The sequence below is a fragment of the Neisseria sp. HMSC067G12 genome, from assembly GCF_001812725.1.
Classification (GTDB): domain Bacteria; phylum Pseudomonadota; class Gammaproteobacteria; order Burkholderiales; family Neisseriaceae; genus Neisseria; species Neisseria perflava.
In genome coordinates, this window is sequence record NZ_KV810182.1 from 494073 (window position 1) to 516323 (window position 22251).

At 47.5% G+C, this 22251-nt stretch carries 20 protein-coding genes, 1 tRNA gene and 1 riboswitch; of the genes, 11 read left to right on the forward strand and 10 right to left on the reverse strand.

The features are described from left to right. Positions 1 to 35: 35 nt before the first annotated feature. From rplI to rpsF, 4 genes are read right to left on the reverse strand one after another with little or no spacing between them, the layout of a single operon-like run. On the reverse strand, positions 36 to 488 hold the full coding sequence (gene rplI / locus HMPREF2871_RS02370; RefSeq protein WP_049344420.1) for a 50S ribosomal protein L9: 453 nt from the start codon (positions 486 to 488) through the stop codon (positions 36 to 38). Between the two features lie 16 nt (positions 489 to 504). Continuing rightward, positions 505 to 735, reverse strand: coding sequence for a 30S ribosomal protein S18 (gene rpsR / locus HMPREF2871_RS02375; RefSeq protein ID WP_003678863.1), 231 nt, complete (start codon positions 733 to 735; stop codon positions 505 to 507). A 6-nt stretch (positions 736 to 741) separates the two neighbouring features. After that, the gene (priB, locus tag HMPREF2871_RS02380; RefSeq protein ID WP_180947864.1) at positions 742 to 1044 is read right to left on the reverse strand and encodes a primosomal replication protein N; all 303 of its coding nucleotides are present in this window, start codon (positions 1042 to 1044) and stop codon (positions 742 to 744) included. Next, a complete protein-coding gene (gene rpsF / locus HMPREF2871_RS02385; protein WP_003686150.1) occupies positions 1041 to 1412 on the reverse strand; it encodes a 30S ribosomal protein S6 in 372 nt (123 codons plus the stop codon). The genes priB and rpsF overlap by 4 nt, the downstream gene beginning before the upstream one ends. 245 nt (positions 1413 to 1657) lie before the next feature. Here rpsF and hscA point away from each other — a divergent pair, with 245 nt between their 5' ends. The 4 genes from hscA to fdx all read left to right on the forward strand — a co-directional run bounded on the left by hscA (position 1658) and on the right by fdx (position 5389). Then, a complete protein-coding gene (gene hscA / locus HMPREF2871_RS02390; protein WP_049344422.1) occupies positions 1658 to 3517 on the forward strand; it encodes a Fe-S protein assembly chaperone HscA in 1860 nt (619 codons plus the stop codon). Positions 3518 to 3539: 22 nt separating this feature from the next. After that, on the forward strand, positions 3540 to 4565 hold the full coding sequence (locus tag HMPREF2871_RS02395) for a CBS domain-containing protein (RefSeq protein ID WP_049344424.1): 1026 nt from the start codon (positions 3540 to 3542) through the stop codon (positions 4563 to 4565). 27 nt (positions 4566 to 4592) lie between these two features. Next, positions 4593 to 4955, forward strand: coding sequence for a TIGR02328 family protein (locus HMPREF2871_RS02400; RefSeq protein WP_049344426.1), 363 nt, complete (start codon positions 4593 to 4595; stop codon positions 4953 to 4955). A gap of 92 nt (positions 4956 to 5047) precedes the next feature. Beyond that, positions 5048 to 5389, forward strand: coding sequence for an ISC system 2Fe-2S type ferredoxin (fdx, locus tag HMPREF2871_RS02405; protein WP_003745561.1), 342 nt, complete (start codon positions 5048 to 5050; stop codon positions 5387 to 5389). Positions 5390 to 5465: 76 nt separating this feature from the next. Here fdx and HMPREF2871_RS02410 read toward each other — a convergent pair whose 3' ends face one another. After that, a complete protein-coding gene (locus tag HMPREF2871_RS02410) occupies positions 5466 to 6086 on the reverse strand; it encodes a hypothetical protein (protein WP_049344431.1) in 621 nt (206 codons plus the stop codon). Positions 6087 to 6387: 301 nt separating this feature from the next. Between HMPREF2871_RS02410 and iscX the strand changes: the two genes are divergently transcribed. From iscX to metE, 3 genes are all read left to right on the forward strand, one after another. Further along, positions 6388 to 6585, forward strand: a complete 198-nt coding sequence (gene iscX, locus HMPREF2871_RS02415) for a Fe-S cluster assembly protein IscX (RefSeq protein ID WP_003682097.1) — start codon at positions 6388 to 6390, stop codon at positions 6583 to 6585. 171 nt (positions 6586 to 6756) lie between these two features. Continuing rightward, positions 6757 to 7638 carry a methylenetetrahydrofolate reductase gene (gene metF / locus HMPREF2871_RS02420; protein ID WP_049323818.1) on the forward strand — a complete coding sequence of 294 codons (882 nt, stop codon included), beginning with the start codon at positions 6757 to 6759 and terminating at the stop codon, positions 7636 to 7638. An 89-nt stretch (positions 7639 to 7727) separates the two neighbouring features. Beyond that, positions 7728 to 10004, forward strand: a complete 2277-nt coding sequence (gene metE / locus HMPREF2871_RS02425; RefSeq protein ID WP_049344433.1) for a 5-methyltetrahydropteroyltriglutamate--homocysteine S-methyltransferase — start codon at positions 7728 to 7730, stop codon at positions 10002 to 10004. A 92-nt stretch (positions 10005 to 10096) separates the two neighbouring features. Here metE and HMPREF2871_RS02430 read toward each other — a convergent pair whose 3' ends face one another. Both HMPREF2871_RS02430 and ilvE read right to left on the reverse strand, forming a co-directional pair. Beyond that, the gene (locus tag HMPREF2871_RS02430) at positions 10097 to 12337 is read right to left on the reverse strand and encodes a right-handed parallel beta-helix repeat-containing protein (RefSeq protein ID WP_049344445.1); all 2241 of its coding nucleotides are present in this window, start codon (positions 12335 to 12337) and stop codon (positions 10097 to 10099) included. A 1084-nt stretch (positions 12338 to 13421) separates the two neighbouring features. Next, entirely contained in the window at positions 13422 to 14420 is a 999-nt protein-coding gene (gene ilvE, locus HMPREF2871_RS02435; protein WP_049344435.1) for a branched-chain-amino-acid transaminase, read from the reverse strand. 213 nt (positions 14421 to 14633) lie between these two features. Between ilvE and HMPREF2871_RS02440 the strand changes: the two genes are divergently transcribed. From HMPREF2871_RS02440 to HMPREF2871_RS02450, 3 genes are all read left to right on the forward strand, one after another. Continuing rightward, a complete protein-coding gene (locus HMPREF2871_RS02440) occupies positions 14634 to 14957 on the forward strand; it encodes a LapA family protein (RefSeq protein ID WP_004521063.1) in 324 nt (107 codons plus the stop codon). Positions 14958 to 14982: 25 nt separating this feature from the next. After that, complete coding sequence (lapB, locus tag HMPREF2871_RS02445) at positions 14983 to 16152, forward strand: lipopolysaccharide assembly protein LapB (protein WP_003684462.1); 1170 nt, start codon at positions 14983 to 14985, stop codon at positions 16150 to 16152. A gap of 186 nt (positions 16153 to 16338) precedes the next feature. Next, positions 16339 to 16794: a GNAT family N-acetyltransferase gene (locus HMPREF2871_RS02450; protein WP_004521061.1), complete on the forward strand. Its 456-nt coding sequence runs from the start codon at positions 16339 to 16341 to the stop codon at positions 16792 to 16794. A gap of 76 nt (positions 16795 to 16870) precedes the next feature. Here HMPREF2871_RS02450 and HMPREF2871_RS02455 read toward each other — a convergent pair whose 3' ends face one another. Then, a complete protein-coding gene (locus HMPREF2871_RS02455) occupies positions 16871 to 17377 on the reverse strand; it encodes a thioredoxin family protein (protein ID WP_004521060.1) in 507 nt (168 codons plus the stop codon). 3 nt (positions 17378 to 17380) lie between these two features. Next, the gene (recC, locus tag HMPREF2871_RS02460; protein WP_004521059.1) at positions 17381 to 20680 is read right to left on the reverse strand and encodes an exodeoxyribonuclease V subunit gamma; all 3300 of its coding nucleotides are present in this window, start codon (positions 20678 to 20680) and stop codon (positions 17381 to 17383) included. A 199-nt stretch (positions 20681 to 20879) separates the two neighbouring features. Between recC and HMPREF2871_RS02465 the strand changes: the two genes are divergently transcribed. Beyond that, positions 20880 to 20956 (forward strand) — tRNA-Pro (locus HMPREF2871_RS02465). A 48-nt stretch (positions 20957 to 21004) separates the two neighbouring features. Here HMPREF2871_RS02465 and HMPREF2871_RS02470 read toward each other — a convergent pair. After that, the gene (locus HMPREF2871_RS02470) at positions 21005 to 21883 is read right to left on the reverse strand and encodes a lysophospholipid acyltransferase family protein (protein ID WP_004521058.1); all 879 of its coding nucleotides are present in this window, start codon (positions 21881 to 21883) and stop codon (positions 21005 to 21007) included. A gap of 108 nt (positions 21884 to 21991) precedes the next feature. Continuing rightward, positions 21992 to 22102: riboswitch (SAM-I-IV-variant riboswitch) on the forward strand. Positions 22103 to 22251: the final 149 nt, after the last annotated feature.

Genomic DNA, 22251 nt, shown 5'->3' on the forward strand with positions numbered 1-22251 from the left:
AACCCTTGATTTTCAGACGGCCTTGAATGAATCAATTACTCAGCGGCTGCAACAACAGCAACGGTAATTTTAGCAACAGCGTCAGTGTGCAGAGCTACTTCAACTTCGTATTCGCCAACAGCTTTCAACGGACCGTTAGGCAGACGTACGTTTGCTTTAGCAGCTTGGATACCGGCAGCAACAATCGCTTCAGCGATGTCAGCATTGGTAACAGAACCGAACAGACGACCATCAACACCGGCTTTTTGAGCAACAGTAATGGTTTGGCCTTCCAGTTTTTCTTGACGGGCTTTAGCATCAGCCAAGATTTCAGCTTGTTTGGCTTCCAATTCAGCGCGGCGTGCTTCGAATTCTTTCATGTTGGTTTCGGTTGCACGTTTTGCTTTACCGGCAGGGATCAGGAAGTTGCGTGCGTAACCGTTTTTAACGGTAACGATGTCACCCAAGTTACCCAGACCGCCGATTTTTTCTAACAGAATAATTTGCATGATTTAAACTCCAAAATTATTTGTGTTGATCGGTGTAAGGCAACAGAGCCAGGAAACGGGCACGTTTCACAGCAGTAGCCAACTGACGTTGGTAGTGTGCTTTAGTACCAGTAATGCGGGCAGGGATGATTTTGCCGTTTTCAGAGATGAAGTCTTTCAACAAATCAACTTGTTTGTAATCAACTTCTTGGATTTTTTCAGCCGTAAAGCGGCAGAATTTTCTACGTTTGAATGATTGACGAGCCATTGTCGTTTAACCTTTATATTCTTTAATGTTCTGTATGCGTAGTACCGGCTTGGGGAAGCGTTGGCTGCGTTGCGCCAAAAAACCTTCCGACTCGATGACTGCATCTTGCCGATACTGCCATTCCTCAGCCTGCTTACCTAAAATCCGCGCGGGAATTTCAAATTTGACCAGACATTTTTGTCCGTTTTCTTCCTGCCAAGATTCATGTTGCAACACAATATCTAAAACAGGGATTCCTGCCGGCGTATATCTCAAAGGCTGAACCTGCAAGATACGGGCGGTAAGCTTAATCAGATTGTTCAATCTTATTCAGCTGCTGCAACTTCTTCAGCTGCACCGTTCAGCAAGTTTTTTGCTTTTTCGCCGCCCAGCATTGGGGAAGCTTCAGTTACAGCGTGTTTTGTTTTGATGGTCAGGTGACGCAGTACGGCATCATTGAAGCGGAAAGCAGTTTCCAGCTCTTCAACCACTTCAGGAGTAGTTTCGATATTCATCAAAACATAGTGTGCTTTGTGGATTTTATTGATTGGGTAAGCCAATTGACGACGGCCCCAGTCTTCCAAACGGTGGATTTTACCGCTGGCTTCAGTAATCATGGTTTTGTAACGCTCAACCATAGCAGGCACTTGCTCGCTTTGATCAGGATGAACGATAAACACGATCTCGTAATGACGCATGTTATCTCCTTATGGATGATTAAAAACAGCCTTTCACCATGCGAAGTAAAAGGCAAGGCAAAGAGGCTGAATTTTATCCGCATTTCTTAAAAAATACAAGTCTGAATTCAAAATCCACTTTCTTTTCAATTAAAAAACAACATTAGGCCTTATGGTTATTTCCTAGCAAACCACTCAACTATCTGCCAAAAATCTGCTAAAATCTGCCCCATCCTAATAAATACAGCATCAGAAGGCACACAATCATGGCTCTTTTGCAGATTTCAGAACCCGGCATGTCCGCCGCCCCCCATCAACACCGCCTCGCCGTAGGCATTGATTTAGGTACAACCAACAGCTTGGTTGCCACCGTCCGCAGCGGCAGCGCAGTCTGCCTGCCCGATTCAGACGGCCGCACCACCCTGCCTTCAGTTGTCCGTTATTTGGATGGCGAAGTCGAAGTCGGCAAAAACGCCCTTTCTGCCCAAAAAACCGATCCGCTAAATACAGTCAGCTCTGCCAAACGCCTGATCGGCCGCACCCTTACCGACCTCGCACAAGAGGCGCAATACCTGCCCTATCGATTTACACCCAATGAGCGCGTGGTCGAGTTAAACACCCGTCAAGGTGCCAAAACGCCTATCGAAGTATCGGCAGAAATTCTCAAAGCCCTCAAATCGCGTGCAGAAGAATCATTAGGCGGCGATTTGGTTGGTGCCGTCATTACCGTACCCGCTTATTTTGACGATGCCCAACGTCAAGCCACCAAAGATGCCGCGCGTTTGGCAGGCTTGAATGTATTGCGCCTCCTCAACGAGCCGACCGCCGCCGCAATCGCCTACGGACTGGACAACGCCTCAGAAGGCACGTTTGTCGTTTATGACTTGGGCGGCGGCACATTCGACGTATCCGTATTGCAACTGACCAAAGGCCTGTTTGAAGTCAAAGCCACCGGAGGTAACAGCGCATTGGGTGGCGATGACTTCGACCATCGTTTGTTCTGCTACCTGCTCGAACAAAACGACCTTTCCAAACTCAACGAACAAGACAGCCAACTTCTGCTTTCCCTTGTCCGTACCGCCAAAGAAAAACTGACCACTCAAACCGAAGCCGTCATCGAAACCACACTTTCAGACGGCCATAAAGTCCATACCGTCATTACCCGCCAAGAGTTTCACAATCTGACCCAAAATCTGGTACAAAAAACCATCGAGCCCGTCAAACAGGCTTTGAAAGATGCCGGAGTAACTAAGGCGGATGTTAAGGGCGTGATTATGGTTGGCGGCTCTACTCGCATGTTGCACGTTCAACAAGCAGTTGCCACATTCTTTGGCCAAACCCCGCTGAATAACCTCAATCCTGACGAAGTCGTCGCACTCGGCGCCGCCATACAGGCAAACGTCCTTGCCGGCAACAAAACCGATGGCGAATGGCTGCTGCTGGACGTGACACCCTTATCGCTTGGTCTGGAGACCTACGGTGGTCTTGCCGAGAAAATCATTCCTCGCAACTCCACCATTCCTACTGCACGCGCGCAGGACTTCACCACCTTCAAAGACGGTCAAACCGCTATGACGATACACGTCGTGCAAGGCGAGCGCGAACTCGTTTCCGACTGCCGCAGCCTTGCCAAATTTACCCTGCGCGGCATTCCGCCCATGGCTGCAGGCGCAGCGCGTATCCGCGTGACCTTCCAAGTTGACGCTGACGGTTTGCTGTCTGTTTCCGCACAAGAACAAAGCACCGGCGTACAGGCGCAAATCGAAGTCAAACCTTCCTACGGCTTGGACGACAGCACCATCACTCAAATGCTCAAAGACAGCATGAGCAACGCTGCCGAAGACATGGCCGCACGAGCACGCGCCGAAGCCATAGTCGAAGCCGAAAGTCTGACCGACGCCGTCAACGCCGCTCTTGAATTGGATAGCGATTTATTGGAAGCCGAAGAATTGCAACAGATTCAACAAGATATCACCAACTTGCAAGGCCGTCTGAAAGACGGCAAAGCCGAAGACATCCGTGCCGCCGTTGCCAAACTCAGCCACAGCACCGACAACTTCGCCGCCAAACGCATGAACCGCAACATCCAACGTGCGCTGACAGGTCAAAGTGTGGATGATATTTAACTAAGACATCAGAGGGATAATAATGGAAGAATATGAAAATCAGCTCAATTCAATAAAAAATTCCTTAGATTCAGATTCTACCAATAGAGAACAAACCTTTCCTGTTCGCACTATTTTAGGATGGTTTGGAGTATCTAGGAGAGGAGCAAAGATATCTAATAAAATTCGTAGTGAATTAAAAAAATATGAATTAATTACTGATCCAGATTTTGAACAGGTTTATATAGATAAATCAGTTACATTCAAGAAAAAATTATCAGAAACGTTATCTGATAATCTTGATATAGATCCAAGCCATAAAATTGGTCGTTTAAAAGCAGCTAATAGCAAGCCTACTTTCATTAATAGAAATGCCAAATTATCACAGGCTTTGACGCTAATGCTTTTAAATGATTTCTCTCAGCTTCCTGTCATGCAAAGTGAACGTTTGCCAAATGGGTTTATTAGCTGGAAAACTATAGGTGAAAAATTAGCTATTCCGTCTTCATTAAGTGACTTAGAAAACAAAACTGTATCTGACTTTATGTCCGACGATGTCGTAATAGTAACTAAAGATGAAACCATCTTCAGTGTACTTACGCAAATCTCAAAAAATGATTTTTTATTGATTAAGGAGTCAACAAATAATTCTCTTATTACAGGAATAGTAACCATAAGTGATCTAAACGATCAATTTCATATGCTTGCAAAACCATTCTTGCTTATTAGTGAAATTGAGAATGGAATTCGTCAACTTCTTGATAAACTTGATTTGACAAATAGTGAACTTGAAGCCGCAAAAAATCCAAACAGTTCAGAAACAATTGAATCAATTGCTGATTTGAGTTTTGGAGGGTATTACACTCTTCTGGGCAAACCTGACATTTGGTCGCGTCTCGGATTGAGTCTTGATAGACAAACATTCATAGAAACTCTAGATAAAATTCGTGAAATTAGAAACGATATTATGCACTTCGATCCAGATGGTTTAGATGATGAGAGTATTAAAACATTAGAAGAGTTTGCCCACTTTCTCAAGTCCCTCAGAAAGTGTTATCAAAAAATTTGATCTAAAACCACAAATGTAATTTATTTAATGAGACTCTGGCACCAAACCCTTATCCCCCTACCCCCCCGCGCCCAGCTTTTGGGGCAACACCGCGAATGCGCAGCACTGCGCGGAGCAGGCTGGGGCAGGCCGCATGCGACGGTAAATTACGTTTTTACCCATTCGCCCTACAAACTCTATCTGTATCACGCGTTAATTATGGAAGAGATGGAAAAGCGCGGTTACAAACCCGATGCTTTATGGAGAGACCCGCTATATCGTGGCAAAGCCATTGCCCCATACCATTCGCACGCAGCTGAAACAGCTACTTCGCCGATTTATGCTGAACATGATGATGCTTACTTGGACGAATGTCTGGAAAATTTAAAAAGTAAAGGCATCATGTTATAAACCCATTTTTCAGACGGCCTGAATATTGAATATCCAAGGCCGTCTGAAACCACTTTAACCACAACCACTCTTAAACAACCGAGACAATAAAAATGCCAAAAATTACCGTACTCCCACACGCGACATTATGCCCCGAAGGCGCAGTTATCGAAGATGCACCGGAAGGCCAAACCGTCCTTGACGTACTGCTTGACCACGATATCGAAGTCGATCACGCCTGCGAAAAATCCTGTGCCTGCACAACCTGCCACGTCATCATCCGCAAAGGTTTTGACAGCTTAGAAGAGCCGAGTGAACTGGAAGAAGACCTGCTCGACCAGGCATGGGGCTTGGAAGCCGATTCACGCTTGAGCTGTCAGGCGGTCGTTGCCGATGAAGATTTGGTTGTAGAAATTCCTAAATACACCATCAACCACGCTCGTGAAGACCATTAAAACAAGGTTCAATGAAAAAGGCCGTCTGAAACCATGTGCGTTATGGTTTCAGACGGCCTTTTGGTTACATCCCAAATTATTCGATATGAGGAAAAATAAAACGCATACGGGAAATCTGCATAGCAGCCACCTTCTGAGTAGCAGAATAATTTTCGATTTTTTCTTGAATTCTGATTTGATGCAGATTGCCGTTATGCTTAGGAGCAGATTTTTGAGGCTCATTTGTCGCCTGCAACTCTTGCTCTGTTTTCAACGCCTCCTCCGCCTCGATGGCCGAAAGTGTAGCCTCATCCCTTACCAAACCGAAACGCTCGATAATGGCATTGGCTTCATCTATATAATGAGATTTGTCCGCACCATTTTCCAACACCGCATCTTCAAGCACGACCGACAAATGCTTGCCGCAATTTTCGATACGCTCGGCGATACGCGAATAAACCATCCAACGTTTCAACCTCAACGCGCCTGCATCGTCATTGGGTGAAGCGGCATCCAGTTTAATCAAACCATAATGCTTGCCGTAATACAGACGGAACACCAGCTGCTTCAAACCTTCTGTTTCGTCCAGCATCCGATAAAGTTCGCGAACCAACAACAGCAAACGGTCAAATGCGCCTGCTTTAGACAGATACTCCGGATCATCGGAAGCAAGCGCGTAAATCAGTTTGGACAGCTTGGCGTTGAGTGCGTTATTCATCTTTTTTTTCCTTTTATTTTTAAGCGATGGATTTTCTTAAGAGCCATTCCAAAAAATTTGGTTGCATAGCGAAATGTAAATTTTGCATGAAAACCAAATCATTCAAAGCGGAATAGAAAGTGTAAAACGGCAGATTGCCGTGAATTTTAAGTGTCTTGCCGTATTTTAACGCAACTATGCTATTTTGTTAAAAAATAGCGCCATCATTTATCTGCCCATCTTCCGTAAAACAATCTGGCAGTCCGACTTCTTCTTGATTAAAATAATTACTAATAGCCCAAACCCAATAAAGGAACACATCATGAAATGGACAGATACCCAACGCATCGCCGAAGAACTCTACGACTTACACGGCGACAGCATCGATCCGAAAACCGTACGTTTTACCCAACTGCGTGATTTGATTATGGCTTTGCCTGAATTTGACGATGATCCAGCGCGTTGCGGCGAGCGTATTCTCGAAGCCGTGCAACAAGCATGGATAGATGAAGCAGAATAATCTTTCCCCCCTTCCCTATCAAACAAGACCTCAGGCAGTTTTTCAGACGGCCCGAGGTCTTTATTAAATCTATTCATACAATTTCGGAAAATTTCGAAATTGACTCATGTTAACCTCAAATTTATTATGCAGTCTGACAACAAATAAAAGATATGCAGAAGGTGCATAACCATGAATCACGCTCGAGAAATCGCCGCTTTAAACAACAGCCTTTCCGATTTGAAAGGCGACATCAACGTTTCATTCGAATTTTTCCCGCCGAAAAACGAACAAATGGAAACCATGTTATGGGATTCCATCCATCGCCTGCAAACCTTGCATCCGAAATTCGTTTCCGTAACCTACGGTGCAAACTCCGGCGAACGCGACCGCACACACAGTATCGTCAAACGCATCAAACAAGAAACCGGCCTTGACGCCGCCCCCCACCTGACCGGTATCGATGCCAGCCCTGACGAGTTGCGTCAAATTGCCAAAGACTATTGGGACAGCGGTATCCGCCGCATCGTTGCCCTGCGTGGTGACGAGCCGCCCGGCTATGAGAAAAAACCTTTCTATGCCGAAGATTTGGTCAAGCTGTTGCGCTCCGTTGCCGACTTTGACATTTCCGTAGCGGCCTATCCAGAGGTGCACCCGGAAGCCAAATCCGCACAAGCCGATTTGATTAATCTGAAACGTAAAATCGATGCGGGTGCAAACCACGTTATTACCCAATTCTTCTTCGACGTGGAAAGCTATCTGCGCTTTCGCGACCGTTGCGTGATGATGGGCATTGACGTTGAAATCGTTCCCGGCATCCTGCCCGTAACCAATTTCAAACAATTGACCAAAATGGCCCAAGTGACCAACGTCAAAATCCCAAGCTGGCTGTCTAAAATGTACGAAGGTTTGGATGACGACCAAGGCACGCGCAACCTTGTTGCCGCCAGCATCGCCATCGACATGGTCAAAGTCCTCTCGCGCGAAGGTGTCAAAGACTTCCACTTCTACACCCTCAACCGCAGCGAACTGACTTACGCCATCTGCCATATTTTGGGTGTGCGCCCCCGTTAATAAAACAGACGGCCTCCCCATTCTGATTTACAATATCGAACATTCAGGCCATACCGGCCTGATTCAAAATTCCAACTAGGAGAGTTAACATGACAACATTGCATTTTTCAGGCTTCCCGCGCGTCGGTGCCTTCCGCGAATTGAAATTCGCACAAGAAAAATACTGGCGCAAAGAAATCAGCGAGCAAGAATTGCTGGCTGTTGCTAAAGACTTGCGCGAGAAAAACTGGAAACACCAAGCTGCCGCCAACGCTGATTACGTTGCCGTAGGTGATTTCACTTTCTACGACCACATCCTCGACCTGCAAGTTGCCACCGGTGCCATCCCTGCCCGTTTCGGCTTCGACAGCCAAAACCTGTCTTTGGAACAATTCTTCCAACTGGCCCGTGGTAACAAAGACCAATTCGCTATCGAAATGACCAAATGGTTCGACACCAACTACCACTACTTGGTGCCTGAATTCCACGCCGATACCGAATTCAAAGCCAACGCCAAACACTACGTTCAACAACTGCAAGAAGCCCAAGCTTTGGGCCTGAAAGCCAAACCGACCATCGTCGGCCCATTGACTTTCCTGTGGGTAGGTAAAGAAAAAGGCGCTGTCGAATTCGACCGTCTGAGCCTGTTGCCTAAACTGTTGCCTGTTTACGTTGAAATCCTGAACACTTTGGTTGAAGCCGGTGCCGAATGGATTCAAATCGACGAGCCAGCTTTGGCTGTTGACCTGCCTAAAGAATGGGTAGAAGCCTACAAAGACGTTTACGCCACTTTGAGCAAAGTAAACGCCAAAATCCTGTTGAGCACTTACTTCGGTTCTGTTGCCGAACACGCTGCTTTGCTGAAATCCCTGCCTGTTGACGGCCTGCACATCGACTTGGTACGCGCTCCTGAGCAACTGGACGCATTTGCTGACTACGACAAGGTTCTGTCTGCCGGCGTTATCGACGGCCGCAACATTTGGCGCGCCAACCTGAACAAAGTTTTGGAAACTGTCGAGCCTCTGCAAGCCAAACTGGGCGACCGTTTGTGGATCTCCAGCTCTTGCTCTCTACTGCACACTCCATTTGACTTGTCAGTCGAAGAAAAACTGAAAGCCAACAAACCTGATCTGTACTCTTGGTTGGCATTCACCCTGCAAAAAACCCAAGAATTGCGCGTTCTGAAAGCCGCATTGAACGAAGGCCGTGATTCCGTTGCCGAAGAACTGGCTGCCAGCCAAGCTGCTGCCGACTCCCGTGCCAACAGCAGCGAAATCCACCGTGCAGACGTTGCCAAACGCCTGGCAGATTTGCCTGCCAACGCAGACCAACGCAAATCTCCATTTGCCGACCGTATCAAAGCGCAACAAGCATGGTTGAACCTGCCTCTGCTGCCGACTACCAACATCGGTTCTTTCCCACAAACTACCGAAATCCGCCAAGCACGCGCAGCCTTCAAAAAAGGCGAACTGTCTGCTGCCGATTACGAAGCCGCGATGAAAAAAGAAATCGCCTTGGTGGTTGAAGAGCAAGAAAAACTGGACTTGGACGTACTGGTACACGGCGAAGCCGAGCGTAACGACATGGTTGAATACTTCGGCGAATTGTTGAGCGGTTTTGCATTCACCCAATACGGCTGGGTACAAAGCTACGGCTCACGCTGCGTTAAACCACCTATCATCTTCGGTGACGTAAGCCGTCCTGAAGCCATGACTGTCGCTTGGTCTACTTACGCACAAAGCCTGACCAAACGCACGATGAAAGGTATGTTGACCGGCCCTGTAACCATTCTGCAATGGTCTTTCGTCCGCAACGATATTCCTCGCTCTACCGTGTGCAAACAAATCGCACTGGCCCTGAACGACGAAGTATTGGATCTGGAAAAAGCCGGCATCAAAGTCATCCAAATTGACGAACCTGCCATCCGCGAAGGTCTGCCTTTGAAACGTGCCGATTGGGATGCTTACCTGAACTGGGCCGGCGAATCTTTCCGCCTGTCCTCTACCGGTTGCGAAGACAGCACCCAAATCCACACTCATATGTGCTACTCCGAGTTCAACGACATCCTGCCAGCCATCGCCGCTATGGACGCTGACGTCATCACGATCGAAACTTCACGTTCCGATATGGAGCTCTTGACTGCGTTCGGCGAATTCAAATACCCGAACGACATTGGCCCAGGTGTTTACGACATCCACAGCCCACGCGTACCGACTGAAGCTGAAGTTGAGCACCTGTTGCGCAAAGCCATCGAGGTTGTACCGGTTGAACGTCTGTGGGTGAACCCAGACTGCGGCCTGAAAACACGTGGTTGGAAAGAAACTCTGGAACAACTCCAAGTGATGATGAACGTAACCCACAAACTGCGTGCCGAACTGGCTAAATAATGTGAGTTAGATGAAAAGGCCGTCTGAAAATTTTCAGACGGCCTTTTTTTATTTATCGATATTTAAACCATAAAGATTACAGCTTCAACAGCTTACAAAATCCCTGTCGTTGTATGATGTTCTTCCACTCCTGATGTATACACGTTCTGAGTATGGTGATACACAGTCTCTTTAGTCGTTTCAACAATATGGTTGACTTCTGACAAGATATCGCTCAAGGCAACTTTACTGCCGGTCGTATTCACCTTTGTCAGTGCTGCACCATTATGGCTATTGCCTTCAGAATACGTGTTGATGTCATTCTCAAAGCGCAGCCATGAATCATACAACTTGCCTTTAATGTCCGTCATGATTTTGTTGTTGGCTATATTTAAAGATGCTTTGCCTTTAGGGTTGGTACTGTGTACGTCTATCAATGCATCATTCAAATCACCACCAAGTTTCAATGTATTATTGGTGATGTTGTACTCTTTGGCATTGCTCTTTAAATAAGCAAATTCGACATAGCCGGCAGATTCTTCACGCACGGAAATTTTGTTATTGTGAATCGTTACCGCACCATGCATAGCAACATTGCCATGGTGTTCTTCCACATAAACCGGTACTGCACCTTTCATAATCTTGCCGATATCGGCATTATTGCCGCTGATGGTAATGGTACCGCTACCAATGCCGTTTTTAGATAAAACGCGGTCGTAGGTATCGTTGATGACGGCAATCAGATATTTGGTGGATTCGCCGCTGATCTTGTTGTTTGCCATATTGAGCGTGTAATCCATTTTGCTTTCATGGTTACGGAACTCAATCGCGTAAGTCTGAATATTGTTTTGATAAACCGTCAGATTTTTAATGACATTATTGCTGATATCGAAATAACCTTTATCAGCCGAGTGCAAATCTTTGTATTGGGTATTGGTTTGTACCTGGATACCTGAATACATGTGGTAGTACTTACCCAAGTCATCATCAACATTCAAACGGAAGCTCGGGTCTTGGATAATGGTATTGCCGGTAATTTTGACTTTATCCATAGAAAACTGGCGGTTGTAGGCAACAATGCCATACAGTCGGTCACCCGTTAACACATTGTCTTCAATGACAATGCCTGTACCATCATGCACATCCAAGCCTTTGCGGTAGTTGTGGTCGGTCGTGTTTTTACGGTATGTGATGCCGTAATTGTAGCTGCCGGCAGCCACAGCCATACCGTAGCCTGTCCCGCCGTCCGCTTCGTGGCCGTTCCAATCCAAACGGTTGCCCTCGCCAATAAAGTTTTGTTGGAAACCGATCAGCGCACCGGCAACGCGGTTGTGGTGCAGATACGAATCGACAATACGGTTGTTTTCACCCAAAGGCAGCGCTTCATATTTTTCATCGATTTCGCCGCTTTGTACGCGCGCTTTAAAGGTCAGCTTTTGACCTTTTTCCGTCTCCAAAGAAGCGGTCGAGGTAAACATCACACCAGCGCGATTGGCACCGGAAACCTCTACTTTACTGATTAAAGTATTGTCCGCATCGTTCACCAAAATACCGTTTACCTTGCCAAAATAGCTTAAGCCTTTGCGGTAAAAATCAGGGTTAGTATATAGAACCGAAAAATCGGCAATGGTTTTATTGTTTTGCCCATCGATCAAGATACCGGCAAATTCGCGGATATCGTCATGGTTGGTGTCCGGATTGAATTCGCCTGTTTGCGCTTTATCAAACGTTACTTTGGTTTTGCCCATGCCCGAACCAAACAAACCACGCGCGCCGGAGACGGTTTTATCCATCACAATCTGATTGGAAATATAGTAAGTGCCATCCAAGAAGACCATGGCTTTTTCTTTGTGCGCCACCTCTAAAGCTGCTTTAAATGCCTGAAGGCTGTCTTTTTTACCCTGCGCATCGGCACCAAAATCATTCACACGAACGTAATTTCCATACTCTTTAGATTCATACACGCGGTATTTTCCGGATAGACCTTCCCTGCCTTCAGCATGGTCGTCAATTTTGTTTGCTTTACCCGAACTGAGGTGGCCGTCGTGGCTATTGATTGCTTTTTTACCGGAAGAAACGCCCGCTATTTTGTCATGGCCGTCTGAATCCTTCAGATTCTTTTTATGGACAATCTCAACGGTTTCTTTTTCTTCGGCAACTCTGTCTTCCGCCTCTTTTTCTTTGCGTGCGGCTTCTTGTTTGGCTTTACGCTCTGCAATCGCTTTTTCGACTGCCGCTTTATGCGCTTCTTTTGCGCGTTCGACCGCCTTTGCTTTGGCAGCGGCAGCCTCGGCTATTTTTTTTGCTTTAGCCTCTTCGTAAATTTTTTGCTTTTCAGCCAGAATTTTTTCCATCGATTTATTGACTGGTTTAGCTGCCGTTGCTTTATCGGTAGCGGCAGGTTTATTTGTTACTTTAGGCGCAATGATATGTTTACTGGAAACGCTGCTTACAGAAGCAACACTGGCCCGTGCAACATGCATTTTTGTCACAAGGCCGTCTGAAGATGATGATGAACTGTCAAATCTTGCTGCCTCCGCCACATGCACTACTTCTCTCGTTACCGTATTTTTACCGCTTAATTGCTTAAGCTCAGGAGAAACCGACGGCATATCCCCCCAATTGTGGGTGTGTATCCATTCTTTTAGAGGAGAAGATGATTTGGAATTTGCTTCAGGTGTGGATGAGCCGTGACGAATGTGGGTACGGCCAAGAGGAGCAAGTTTATGTGACATAATCAGCGTATTTCCTTGTATCGAATATCGCCTTTCCCACCGCACAAGCGTGCAACAAAAAAGCCGATTGATTAAAGAGGTAAGACGGATTCTGTCGTAACAACAATTGCCTGTATAAAGGCCAAACTGAAGTTGGCCGCTTTGAGAAACTCGGCAGCGTTTCCCCTTCTGCCGGTTTTCTGATTGGAAACGGTCATGGTGTCAGACAGAACCCTTGGATGACTTTATATAGGCGATCTGTCCGCGTACCATGTATCCGGTTATTTTTGACGGAAATGTATCAGAGTCCCTTTTTAATTGATTAGTTCATCCAGAGTTAAGTTATTTTTGATTTTTATAGCAAAATAAAAATGGTTTTATCTTGCACTGGTTTCCTTTTTGACTTGACAGAGTGAATCCCGCGAAGCCAAAAAGGAGGGAAATTCTAACACGATATGTTTTTAGCATTCCCTATTTAACTAAATTTACAAAATATACAGAATAAATATCTATAACTGTTTTTAACTTCTTCTAAAAATCAATAAAATTCGATATTTCCAATATGTATTTTTACAACATGACTGCGCATTATATACCGATTATCTAAAAATACTACCGTTTGTTTAAAAAATTTAGCATTTTATTATCGCTTTTTCCTTCTAAATGCCAATAAAAAAGCCGTCTGAAAAAATATTTCAGACGGCCTTTTATATTAACGTTCTACTTAACAAACTTCGACCAACCAGCCGTGTTTGTCTTCTGTCAAACCGTATTGAATGTCGGTAATCGCCTTACGGATTGCGTAACCGCGCTCTTGGCTCTTCACTTCAATTTCTTTGCCATCAATCACGAAAGAAGTTACTGGAGAAATAACCGCAGCCGTACCAGTCAGAATCGCTTCCGCACCATTCTCAATCGCAGTTTTCAGCTCGTCGACAGTAAAGTTGCGCTCGGTAACAGTGTAACCCAAATCTTTGGCAACAGTCAGCACGGAATCACGGGTAACGCCGTGCAGGAATTCATCTGTCAACGGTTTGGTAATGATTTCATCGCCGTTAATCAGGATAAAGTTGGACGCGCCGGTTTCCTGAACGTCGCCATTCGGGCAGAACAATACTTGGTTTGCACCATGCTCTGCTTTGGCTTTCAATACCCAAGGCATGGCGGAAGCGTAGTTGCCGCCGCATTTCACACGACCCATATGTGGGGCGCAACGGATATGTTCGGTTTCCACCAAGATTTTAACGGGCGAACCGGCTTTGAAATAGTCACCGACAGGAGAAGCCAGAATGTACAGCAAGGCTGTTTCGGAAGGAGAACCGGCTTTGCCGATCACAGGGTCGGTACCGATCAAAGTCGGACGCAGGTACAAAGCGGCAGGCGCATCAGGGATTTCCTCGGCGGAACGTTTGACCAATTCGATCAAAGCATTCAAATAAGCCTCTGTCTCAGGACACGGTAGGTGCAGAATATCTGCGCTTTGCTGCATACGCGCGATGTTAGCAGTCGGGCGGAACATCACGATTTTGCCGTTTGCCTGACGGAATGCCTTCAAACCTTCAAAACATTCGCTGCCATAATGCAAAGCATGTGCGCCGGGGGCGAGTGTCAGGTCTTTGGAAGATTGCCATTCTACCGGTTGCCATTTACCTTCACGATAAGCGATAACGGGCATTTCAGCGTGGAAAACGCTGCCGAATACGGCTGGGACTGGTCTGCTCATGATGATTGCCTTTCTTATTCTGATTTGTAAGATAATAACTAAAGACTGAACAATACGCCTTTCAATATGGGTTTGACAAGTACCCGTCAGCATAAAGACACCATCTCCCCTGCCGTCTGAAACATGCCGTTCTATCCGAAATCCGGCAAATCGTTTAAACTGATACCATTTTTCAGACGGCCTGCCCCAACCGCAGCCAACCCGGAGTAACCCATGAAACTCATCTATACCATCATCAAAATCCTGATTCTTCTTGTTTTCCTCCTGCTGGCCATTACCAATACCCACACCGTATCCTTCTTCTACCTGCCCGGCCAAAACATCAATCTGCCGCTAATTGTCGTGCTTTTCGGTGCATTTATTATCGGTATCGTGTTCGGTATGTTTGCCCTCTTCGGCCGTCTGCTGTCCCTGCGCAGCGAAAACAACCGCCTGCGTGCCGAAGTGAAAAAATACGCCCACCTTTCCGAAAAAGACCTGACCCCGGTCAAAACCGAAACACCGGCAACGACTTCCGAAGCCACTCCCAAAGCGTAATGCCACCAATCAATAAAGGAATACCATGGACAACGAATTGTGGGTCATCTTACTGCCCATCGTCCTCCTCCCCGTTTTCTTCGCTATGGGCTGGTTTGCCGCGCGCGTCGATATGAAGACCGTCCTGAAACAGGCTAAAAGCATACCGGCAGGGTTTTACAAAAGCCTTGACGCCCTCGTTGACCGCAACAGTGGCCGCGCCGCGCGCGAATTGGCGGAAGTGATTGACCAACAGCCGCAGTCATACGACTTAAACCTGACCCTAGGCAAGCTCTACCGTCAACGCGGCGAAAACGACAAAGCCATCAATATGCACCGCGCCCTGCTCGATTCGCCCGACACAGTCAACGAAAAACGCGCGCGCGTGCTTTTTGAATTGGCGCAAAACTACCAAAGCGCAGGCTTGGTGGACCGTGCCGAACAAATCTTCCTCGGCTTGCAGGAAGGCGATATGGCACGCGAAGCCCGCCAACACCTTTTGAGTATTTACCAACAAGACCGCGACTGGGAAAAAGCCATCGAAATGGCGCAACTCTTGAGCCATGACGAACAAACCTACCAGTTTGAAATCGCCCAGTTCTATTGCGAAATCGCCCAAGCCGCACTGTTCAAGTCCAACTTCGACGCCGCACGCTACAACATCGGCAAAGCACTCGAAGCCAACAAGAAATGTACGCGCGCCAACATCATCCTCGGCGACATCGAATACCGTCAGGGCAACTTCCCTGCCGCAGTGGAAGCGTATTCCGCCATCGAGCAGCAAAACCACGCCTATCTGAGCATGGTCGGCGAGAAGCTCTATGAAGCCTATGCCGCGCAAGGCAAGCAGGAAGAAGGCCTCAACCGCCTCATCGGCTATATGCAAACCTTTCCCGATCTTGACCTGATCAACGTCATCTACGAAAAGGCTCTGCTGCTCAAAGGCGAAACCGAAGCGGCGCAAATCGCTGTCGAACTCGTCCGCCAAAAACCCGACCTCAACGGCGTGTACCGCCTGCTTGGCTTGAAACTCAGCAGTATGAATCCGGAGTGGAAAGCCGACACCGATATGATTCGTTCCATTATCGGCCGCCAGCTGCAAAAAAGCGTTATGTACCGCTGCCGCAACTGCCACTTCAAATCCCAAGTCTTCTTCTGGCACTGCCCAGCCTGCAACAAATGGCAAACCTTTACGCCGAATAAAATCGAGATTTGATCAAACGTTGAGCATCAAAAAAGGCCGTCTGAAATCTTTTCAGACGGCCTTTTTATTACAAAGCAAAGAAAGGAAGCAAGAATCGTTCCAACAAGAAAAAAATAAAGTTGAATCATACTTAATTATTCGGAAAAAATATGAGAAAGAGTATAATAGTTGGATATAAGAGAAGTTTTAGGAGCAAATATGAAAATTCACTTTGAAAAAGGACTTCAGTTAGAAAATGCCCAACTCATTTGTCAGTGGTCTAATGCTTTGGGAGAAAGTTTTCAGAAGCAATGGATGGGGCCAAAGATTTCTTATCCCTTGATTGCCCAATCCTTGCAAAAGATGGAAGGGATTTTTTCCATTTTTGTTGGAGAAGAGTTTGTAGGCATCATCCAGAAAATCAAACTAGAAGATAAAAATCTTCATATTGGAAGATTTCTCATAGCTCCACAGAAGCAGGGAAAAGGATTAGGTAGAAAAGCTTTTCAATACTTTCTTCAAGAAATGTTTGAAAATGAAGAAATAGAAAGTATTTCCCTAACGGTTTTTGAGTCAAATCAAATAGCTAGAGACCTCTACCAAAAAGAGGGATTTGAAATTGTTCAAACCATTGAAGTTCCAGAACGTAAATACATAATGAGAAAATCTAGGTAAGAACTAAATTACACTAGAAATTGTCCCCTTTATCAAAGTGGCTCAAAATATAGTCTTACACACCAACAATATCTACTCAACAACGCTGCTCTGCCCATGCCAACGCCGCTACAATCTGAGCCTCAATATCGGCATTAAATTCGCCGGCACGGTACGCATCGCGCAATTCCGTGCGACCGGTTTCATCTGCCGCAATTTGGTTTAACACCACTTGCGGAAACTCGTTAAACACAGGCCCGGCCTCTTCATGCCCCATCAGGAACAGTGCAGGAATTTTTTGGTTGGTACGGACGATTTCCTGTTGGCGAGGATTATCGAAACGGCTGCTGTCGTCAAAATCGTTACGGGCAATATAGTTGACGCGGATATTGGGGTTCAACTCCGCCATTTTCTGAATAAACGGCACAAACACGCGACAATCAGGACAATATGGCGCAGCGGCAAGCAACCAGTTTTGCGGACGACTGATCTTTTTAACCTCTGCTACCGTTTGCGCCGACAACTCGGTCGCCTGATAGAGTTGCTGCTGTTTCAATTTGTCTTCTTCAGTATCAAAATCCAAATATTCTGCATAAGTGGCCATGCTTTACTCCTGTTCTGTTGCATTGGTTTTCCCTGCTACGCCGGTCAAAAGTGGAACAAGTAGATTGACGACGAGGTTTTCAAATAGTGGCTCATCAAGCGGCGATTCTTCCGAATGACCAAACACCAGCTTCACTTCGGTATATTCTTTCTGCCCTTTGCTCATTTTATTGCCATTAAAAACATCATGGGCTTTTCTCAAGGCAGCATCCCAATCCTCTTTCTTGTTGTACTCCTCCGCAGCGGCAAGGCTGGTTTTGGCAAAAAACGGCAAGGGGGTATTTTGTCCGATTCGGAAATATACCAACCATTCTTTCAAAAGTGCCCTCGCCACCTCTTGCCCGATGGCGGCATAGGTTTCGGTCTGTCCCAGGCTGACAATATAGGTTTGTCGGCTTTCAACGGATTTAGGGGCGATGGCGCAAAAAATCAAATGCTCCAATAAACGGGCAATGCGGTTGGGTGCATTGTCTTTTTGATTTAGGAACACAATGCGGCCGCACTCATAAAGATTGCCGATGGTGCCTTGTAAAACCAAATCGTCAAAGGATTCTTCATAAGGTTCAGACGGCCTTTTGTTACTGTGTATCAACTCGGTATCCACGTTTTTCGCAGATATCTGATACTGCTTCTGCCATAAGCCGCCCAACTCGCCTACCGGCATCAGACTTTCTGCATTCAGCCGAATGGCCGTATCTTCAAAATCTTCACCTTTGCGCCGCGCATCCAAATAGGCATCGGCAATCCGACCTTCATGTTGCGGCTCAAACGGTTCGGCAGATTCCCATGCGCCGTCCAGATACGGCTGATCCCAGCTTAAATTTTTCTTCAGCCAAACTTTGACAGGATTGCGCCAAAAACTGATGAGTTCGCCTTGATGAATGGTTTTGCCCGGCTCTTCCTGACTTAAAGCCTCAAGGAAAAACGGCTGCGCTTCCGCTTGCGGTTGGTTCAATGCATCGGCATAATCTTGGCGCGTACTGAAGAGGCCGTCTGAAAGCGCGTCCTTTTGGAAATAACGGCGCGAAAACGCCTGCAAAGGATGATGTTTCACCCATTTCTCCGACAACTCACGCCCGCTTTTCCCCGTCATGGCGGCGATGGTATCCAGCAGCTCGCTGATTAATGAAGACGGCGCAAACTCGGCATCATTGCGTATATCGCGGCCGATATAAGACAAATACAACATTTCGCGCGCGCTGATTAAGGCTTCGAGGAAGAGATAACGGTCGTCGTCACGGCGGGCGCGGTCGCCTTTTTTCGGATGTTTGGCAATCAGGTCGAACACCGCCGCTTTGGTATTGCGAGGAAAATCGCCGTCATTCAAACCCAGTAGGCAAACCATTTTAAACGGCAGGCTGCGCATCGGCACCATACTGCAAAAAGTGATGCCGCCGCTCAAAAATCCGGCTTGGCTTTCGCTGTCCAAAAAGCGGCGGATATGGCGGATAACGGTTTTACACGGCAACAATCCGTCAAATTCGGCCAACTGCGCCTCTTCCTGCCATTTCGCCAAAGACTGCTCAAACTGCTGCTTGGCGTATTGGTCGTCCGTATCCGGAGCAAACAGTTTCTCCAGCAAATCACGGCAACGCTGCACCCAGCTCTCCACATTGGCAGGCTCTTGCCATTGCGCCGCCATATCGGCTAAAGTACGGATAAATTCGGCAAAACCGCTGAACACGTCCAGCTGATTGACATTGCTATGCCACGCGCTCACGCCCTGCCACATGCCGTTGCCGCCTTCAGGCAGCATCCAGCCCAAGGCCAAACGCTCTACCGCCTGCTGCCAAGTAAAGAGGTTGTCTTTACCCTCGCGCATGGTTTGGTCCAACCCCCAATGCACATTCAATCCGGCAACAGTCTCATGCAGCAGCGGCACATCCTCTTCGCTCAAACCGAAGCGTTGCAGCACCAACCAACTCTCCAGTAAAGGCAAAACCTTGTCCACTTCAAACCGGCTCTCCAGCAAGTCCAAAGTTTGCGCCAAAGCATACAGCAAGGGCTGACGGCGGCTGAGTTTCACATCCGAAATCGAATACGGCAAAGCCTGGCTGCCTACATGCTCCTGTCCAAAAACGGCTTCGATAAACGGACTGTACGGCTCGATGTTCGGCGTCAAAACGGCAATATCGTGCGGCTGCCAGTCGGGATTTTTTTGCAACACCAGCGACAGCTCTTCTTTCAAAATCTGCAATTCGCGCAAAGGGCTGTGTGCCGCAACGATTTTGACTGAGCCGTCGTTCAGCAGCTTGTCCGGCTCGACACACACTGGATTGCCGTCCGCATCGTGAACCTGAACCAAAGCCTGCTGCGCGCCTGCTTCGCCTTCTTCCTGTTGATATAAGCGTTCAGACGGCATGATCAAGTTTTGGATATCGTTTTGCAGGCAATGCAACAAGGTATCGTCTCTTCCCTCTTCATAAACCTGAATATCCTGCTCGGTTTCCACTTCCGACAGAAAATCAAAGAAATCGCGTCCCTGCTTGCCCAAAGAAGCCAACAGCGGATGCCCTGCCTGCGACAAATCCGCCTCATCGCCCCTTTTCAAAATTTGCGCCTCGTCGATGACCTCGCCCCAATATTGGCTGCTCGGGTTGAGCGCGAACACAAACACATCGCAATGCTTGGAAATTTGGTGCAGCAGTTGCAGATACATCGGTGCCATTGTCGAAATGCCGAATACAAACAACCTTTGCGGCAAAACCGATTTATCCAACTGCGCCAACAGCTTTTCCCACAAGGCCACGCGGTGCGGCGCCGATTGGCTGCCATCATCCAAATAACGCCACAGCCGCGCCTGCCAATCCTCATCATCGCCCAAACCCAGCAGCTTCCCAGCCTGCCACGCATCAATCCAATCCGGGCGGTACACCAAATATTGGTCGAAAATATCTGCCATCTGTCCGGCAAGCTGATAATCCGCCGATGCCGAGCTGTGCAAATAACTTTCCAGCTTCAGGCGCACGTTTTCGTACTCCGGGGCCGTCTGAAACGCTTCGCTGCGGAACAAATCCAGCAAACGCCAGCGCATAACTTCAGGCGAAAACGGACTGAGCGGCGGCACATCGGGAACCAATTTGCGCATCAGCTGCCACGCCAAACCGGCAGGCAGGCTGAACTTCAAATTCGCCGCCACGCCGAGTTTGCGCGCGAAAAACACATTCAGATAACGCCGCATCCCCTGGCTCTGCACCACCACTTCTTCCTGTGCCAATACCACATCCAAAGGCAAGGCCTGATGAATATGCGCGCACATTTCGGCAAGCGCTTCCAAACGGTCGGACTGATAAAGATAAAACATAGCAGACAATCTAAAAAACAATTGCCCACATTATAATGCCATTAGGACAAATGCTTCAGCAGAAGCGGCAAACAAAAACACAGGCCGTCTGAAACACATCGCTTCAGACGGCCTAAAACAAACCCATCGACAGCCAATTATTAATTATTTATCGACCCCTGTACAAACCGGCTTCTCCTATCCTATAATTTCCCACATTCGGAATGTAGCGCAGCCCGGTAGCGCACTTCGTTCGGGACGAAGGGGTCGGAGGTTCGAATCCTCTCATTCCGACCAAATACAAAACCTGCTTGAGTCCAAGCAGGTTTTTTACATTCGGCAAGCCTATATTTCCGGCGGGAAAGGCGCGCCTTCGGGATGTTTGTAGCGGTTGTACATAAACAAATATTGTTCCGGAAAACGGCGTATCCAATACTCGGTATTTTCATTGATCACGCGCGCGTCGTTCTCCTTATCGCCGTTCAACTCGCCGCGCAAAGGCTCTATATGCAAGACAAAGCCTTTACCGTCGGGCAAACGCTCGCCGCAGAAAAACAAAGCCTTCACGCCTTTGACTTGCGCCAGCTTGCCTGCCAACGTCATGGTGTAGGCAGGTTTGCCGAAAAAGTCCACCCACACGCCGTCGCCTCCTTCTTCCGGAGACGGTACATGGTCCGGCAACACAATGGTCGCTTCGCCGCCGCGCAGCGCTTTGATGATTTGTTTGACGCCCTGAATGCTGGTCGGTGCAGTCTTGCCTTTACCGCGCACGCGCCCTGCCTGCATCACCGCATCAAATGCCTTGATTTTCGGCGGCTTGTACATCGCCGTCAGCGGAAACGGCAGTTGCTGGCTGATGTAACGACCCGCCAAATCATAGCTGCCGATGTGCGGCGTGATAAACAGCAAACCTTCGCCCGCGCTCAAGGCCGTCTGAACATGTTCCCAACCGTTGACACTGACAAACAGGTTTTCAATTTCCTCAGGTCGTCTGAAAAACGCCACCGGCAATTCCAAGCCGCCTTTTGCTGTTTCACGGAAAATTTTTTTCACCGCCTCGTCCGTCGGGTTCAATCCGGCAAGTTTCATGTTTTCGAAAACACGCCGGCGATCTTTCGACAGCAAGCGGAAACCCAAACTGCCGAGCAGGTTGCCTAATTTGTGCAACCAAACCAAAGGCAGCGCGGCCAAAAATTTAAAAACAAAGGTAACAAGCGTTTGCATAAGGTTTTACCAAAATGAAGTGGACAGATTGTAAACGAAACAGGCCGTCTGAACAAAACAGACTTCGGGCAAATATATTGCGACACACCTGCTTTTCTGCTACTATCCGCGCTGCATTAAGAGTTGGGAATTCCATGCCAACCTGCTTTTCAAACGGAAAGGTAAGGTGGACGGTTGAAAAACCGATGTGGCTCGCCAGAGCAATCCAAACCCGCTTAATGCGGGAATTTTTTTGCCTGTAAGAAACGTGCAACAGGATTCCGAAACAGCAGACAAGTGCGAATGTTTCTCACTTGTATAGAGAAAAAGCGGAGTTTTTGTTATGATTTCCGCTGTCCGAAATAAAAGGCTGTCTGAAAACACAGCAG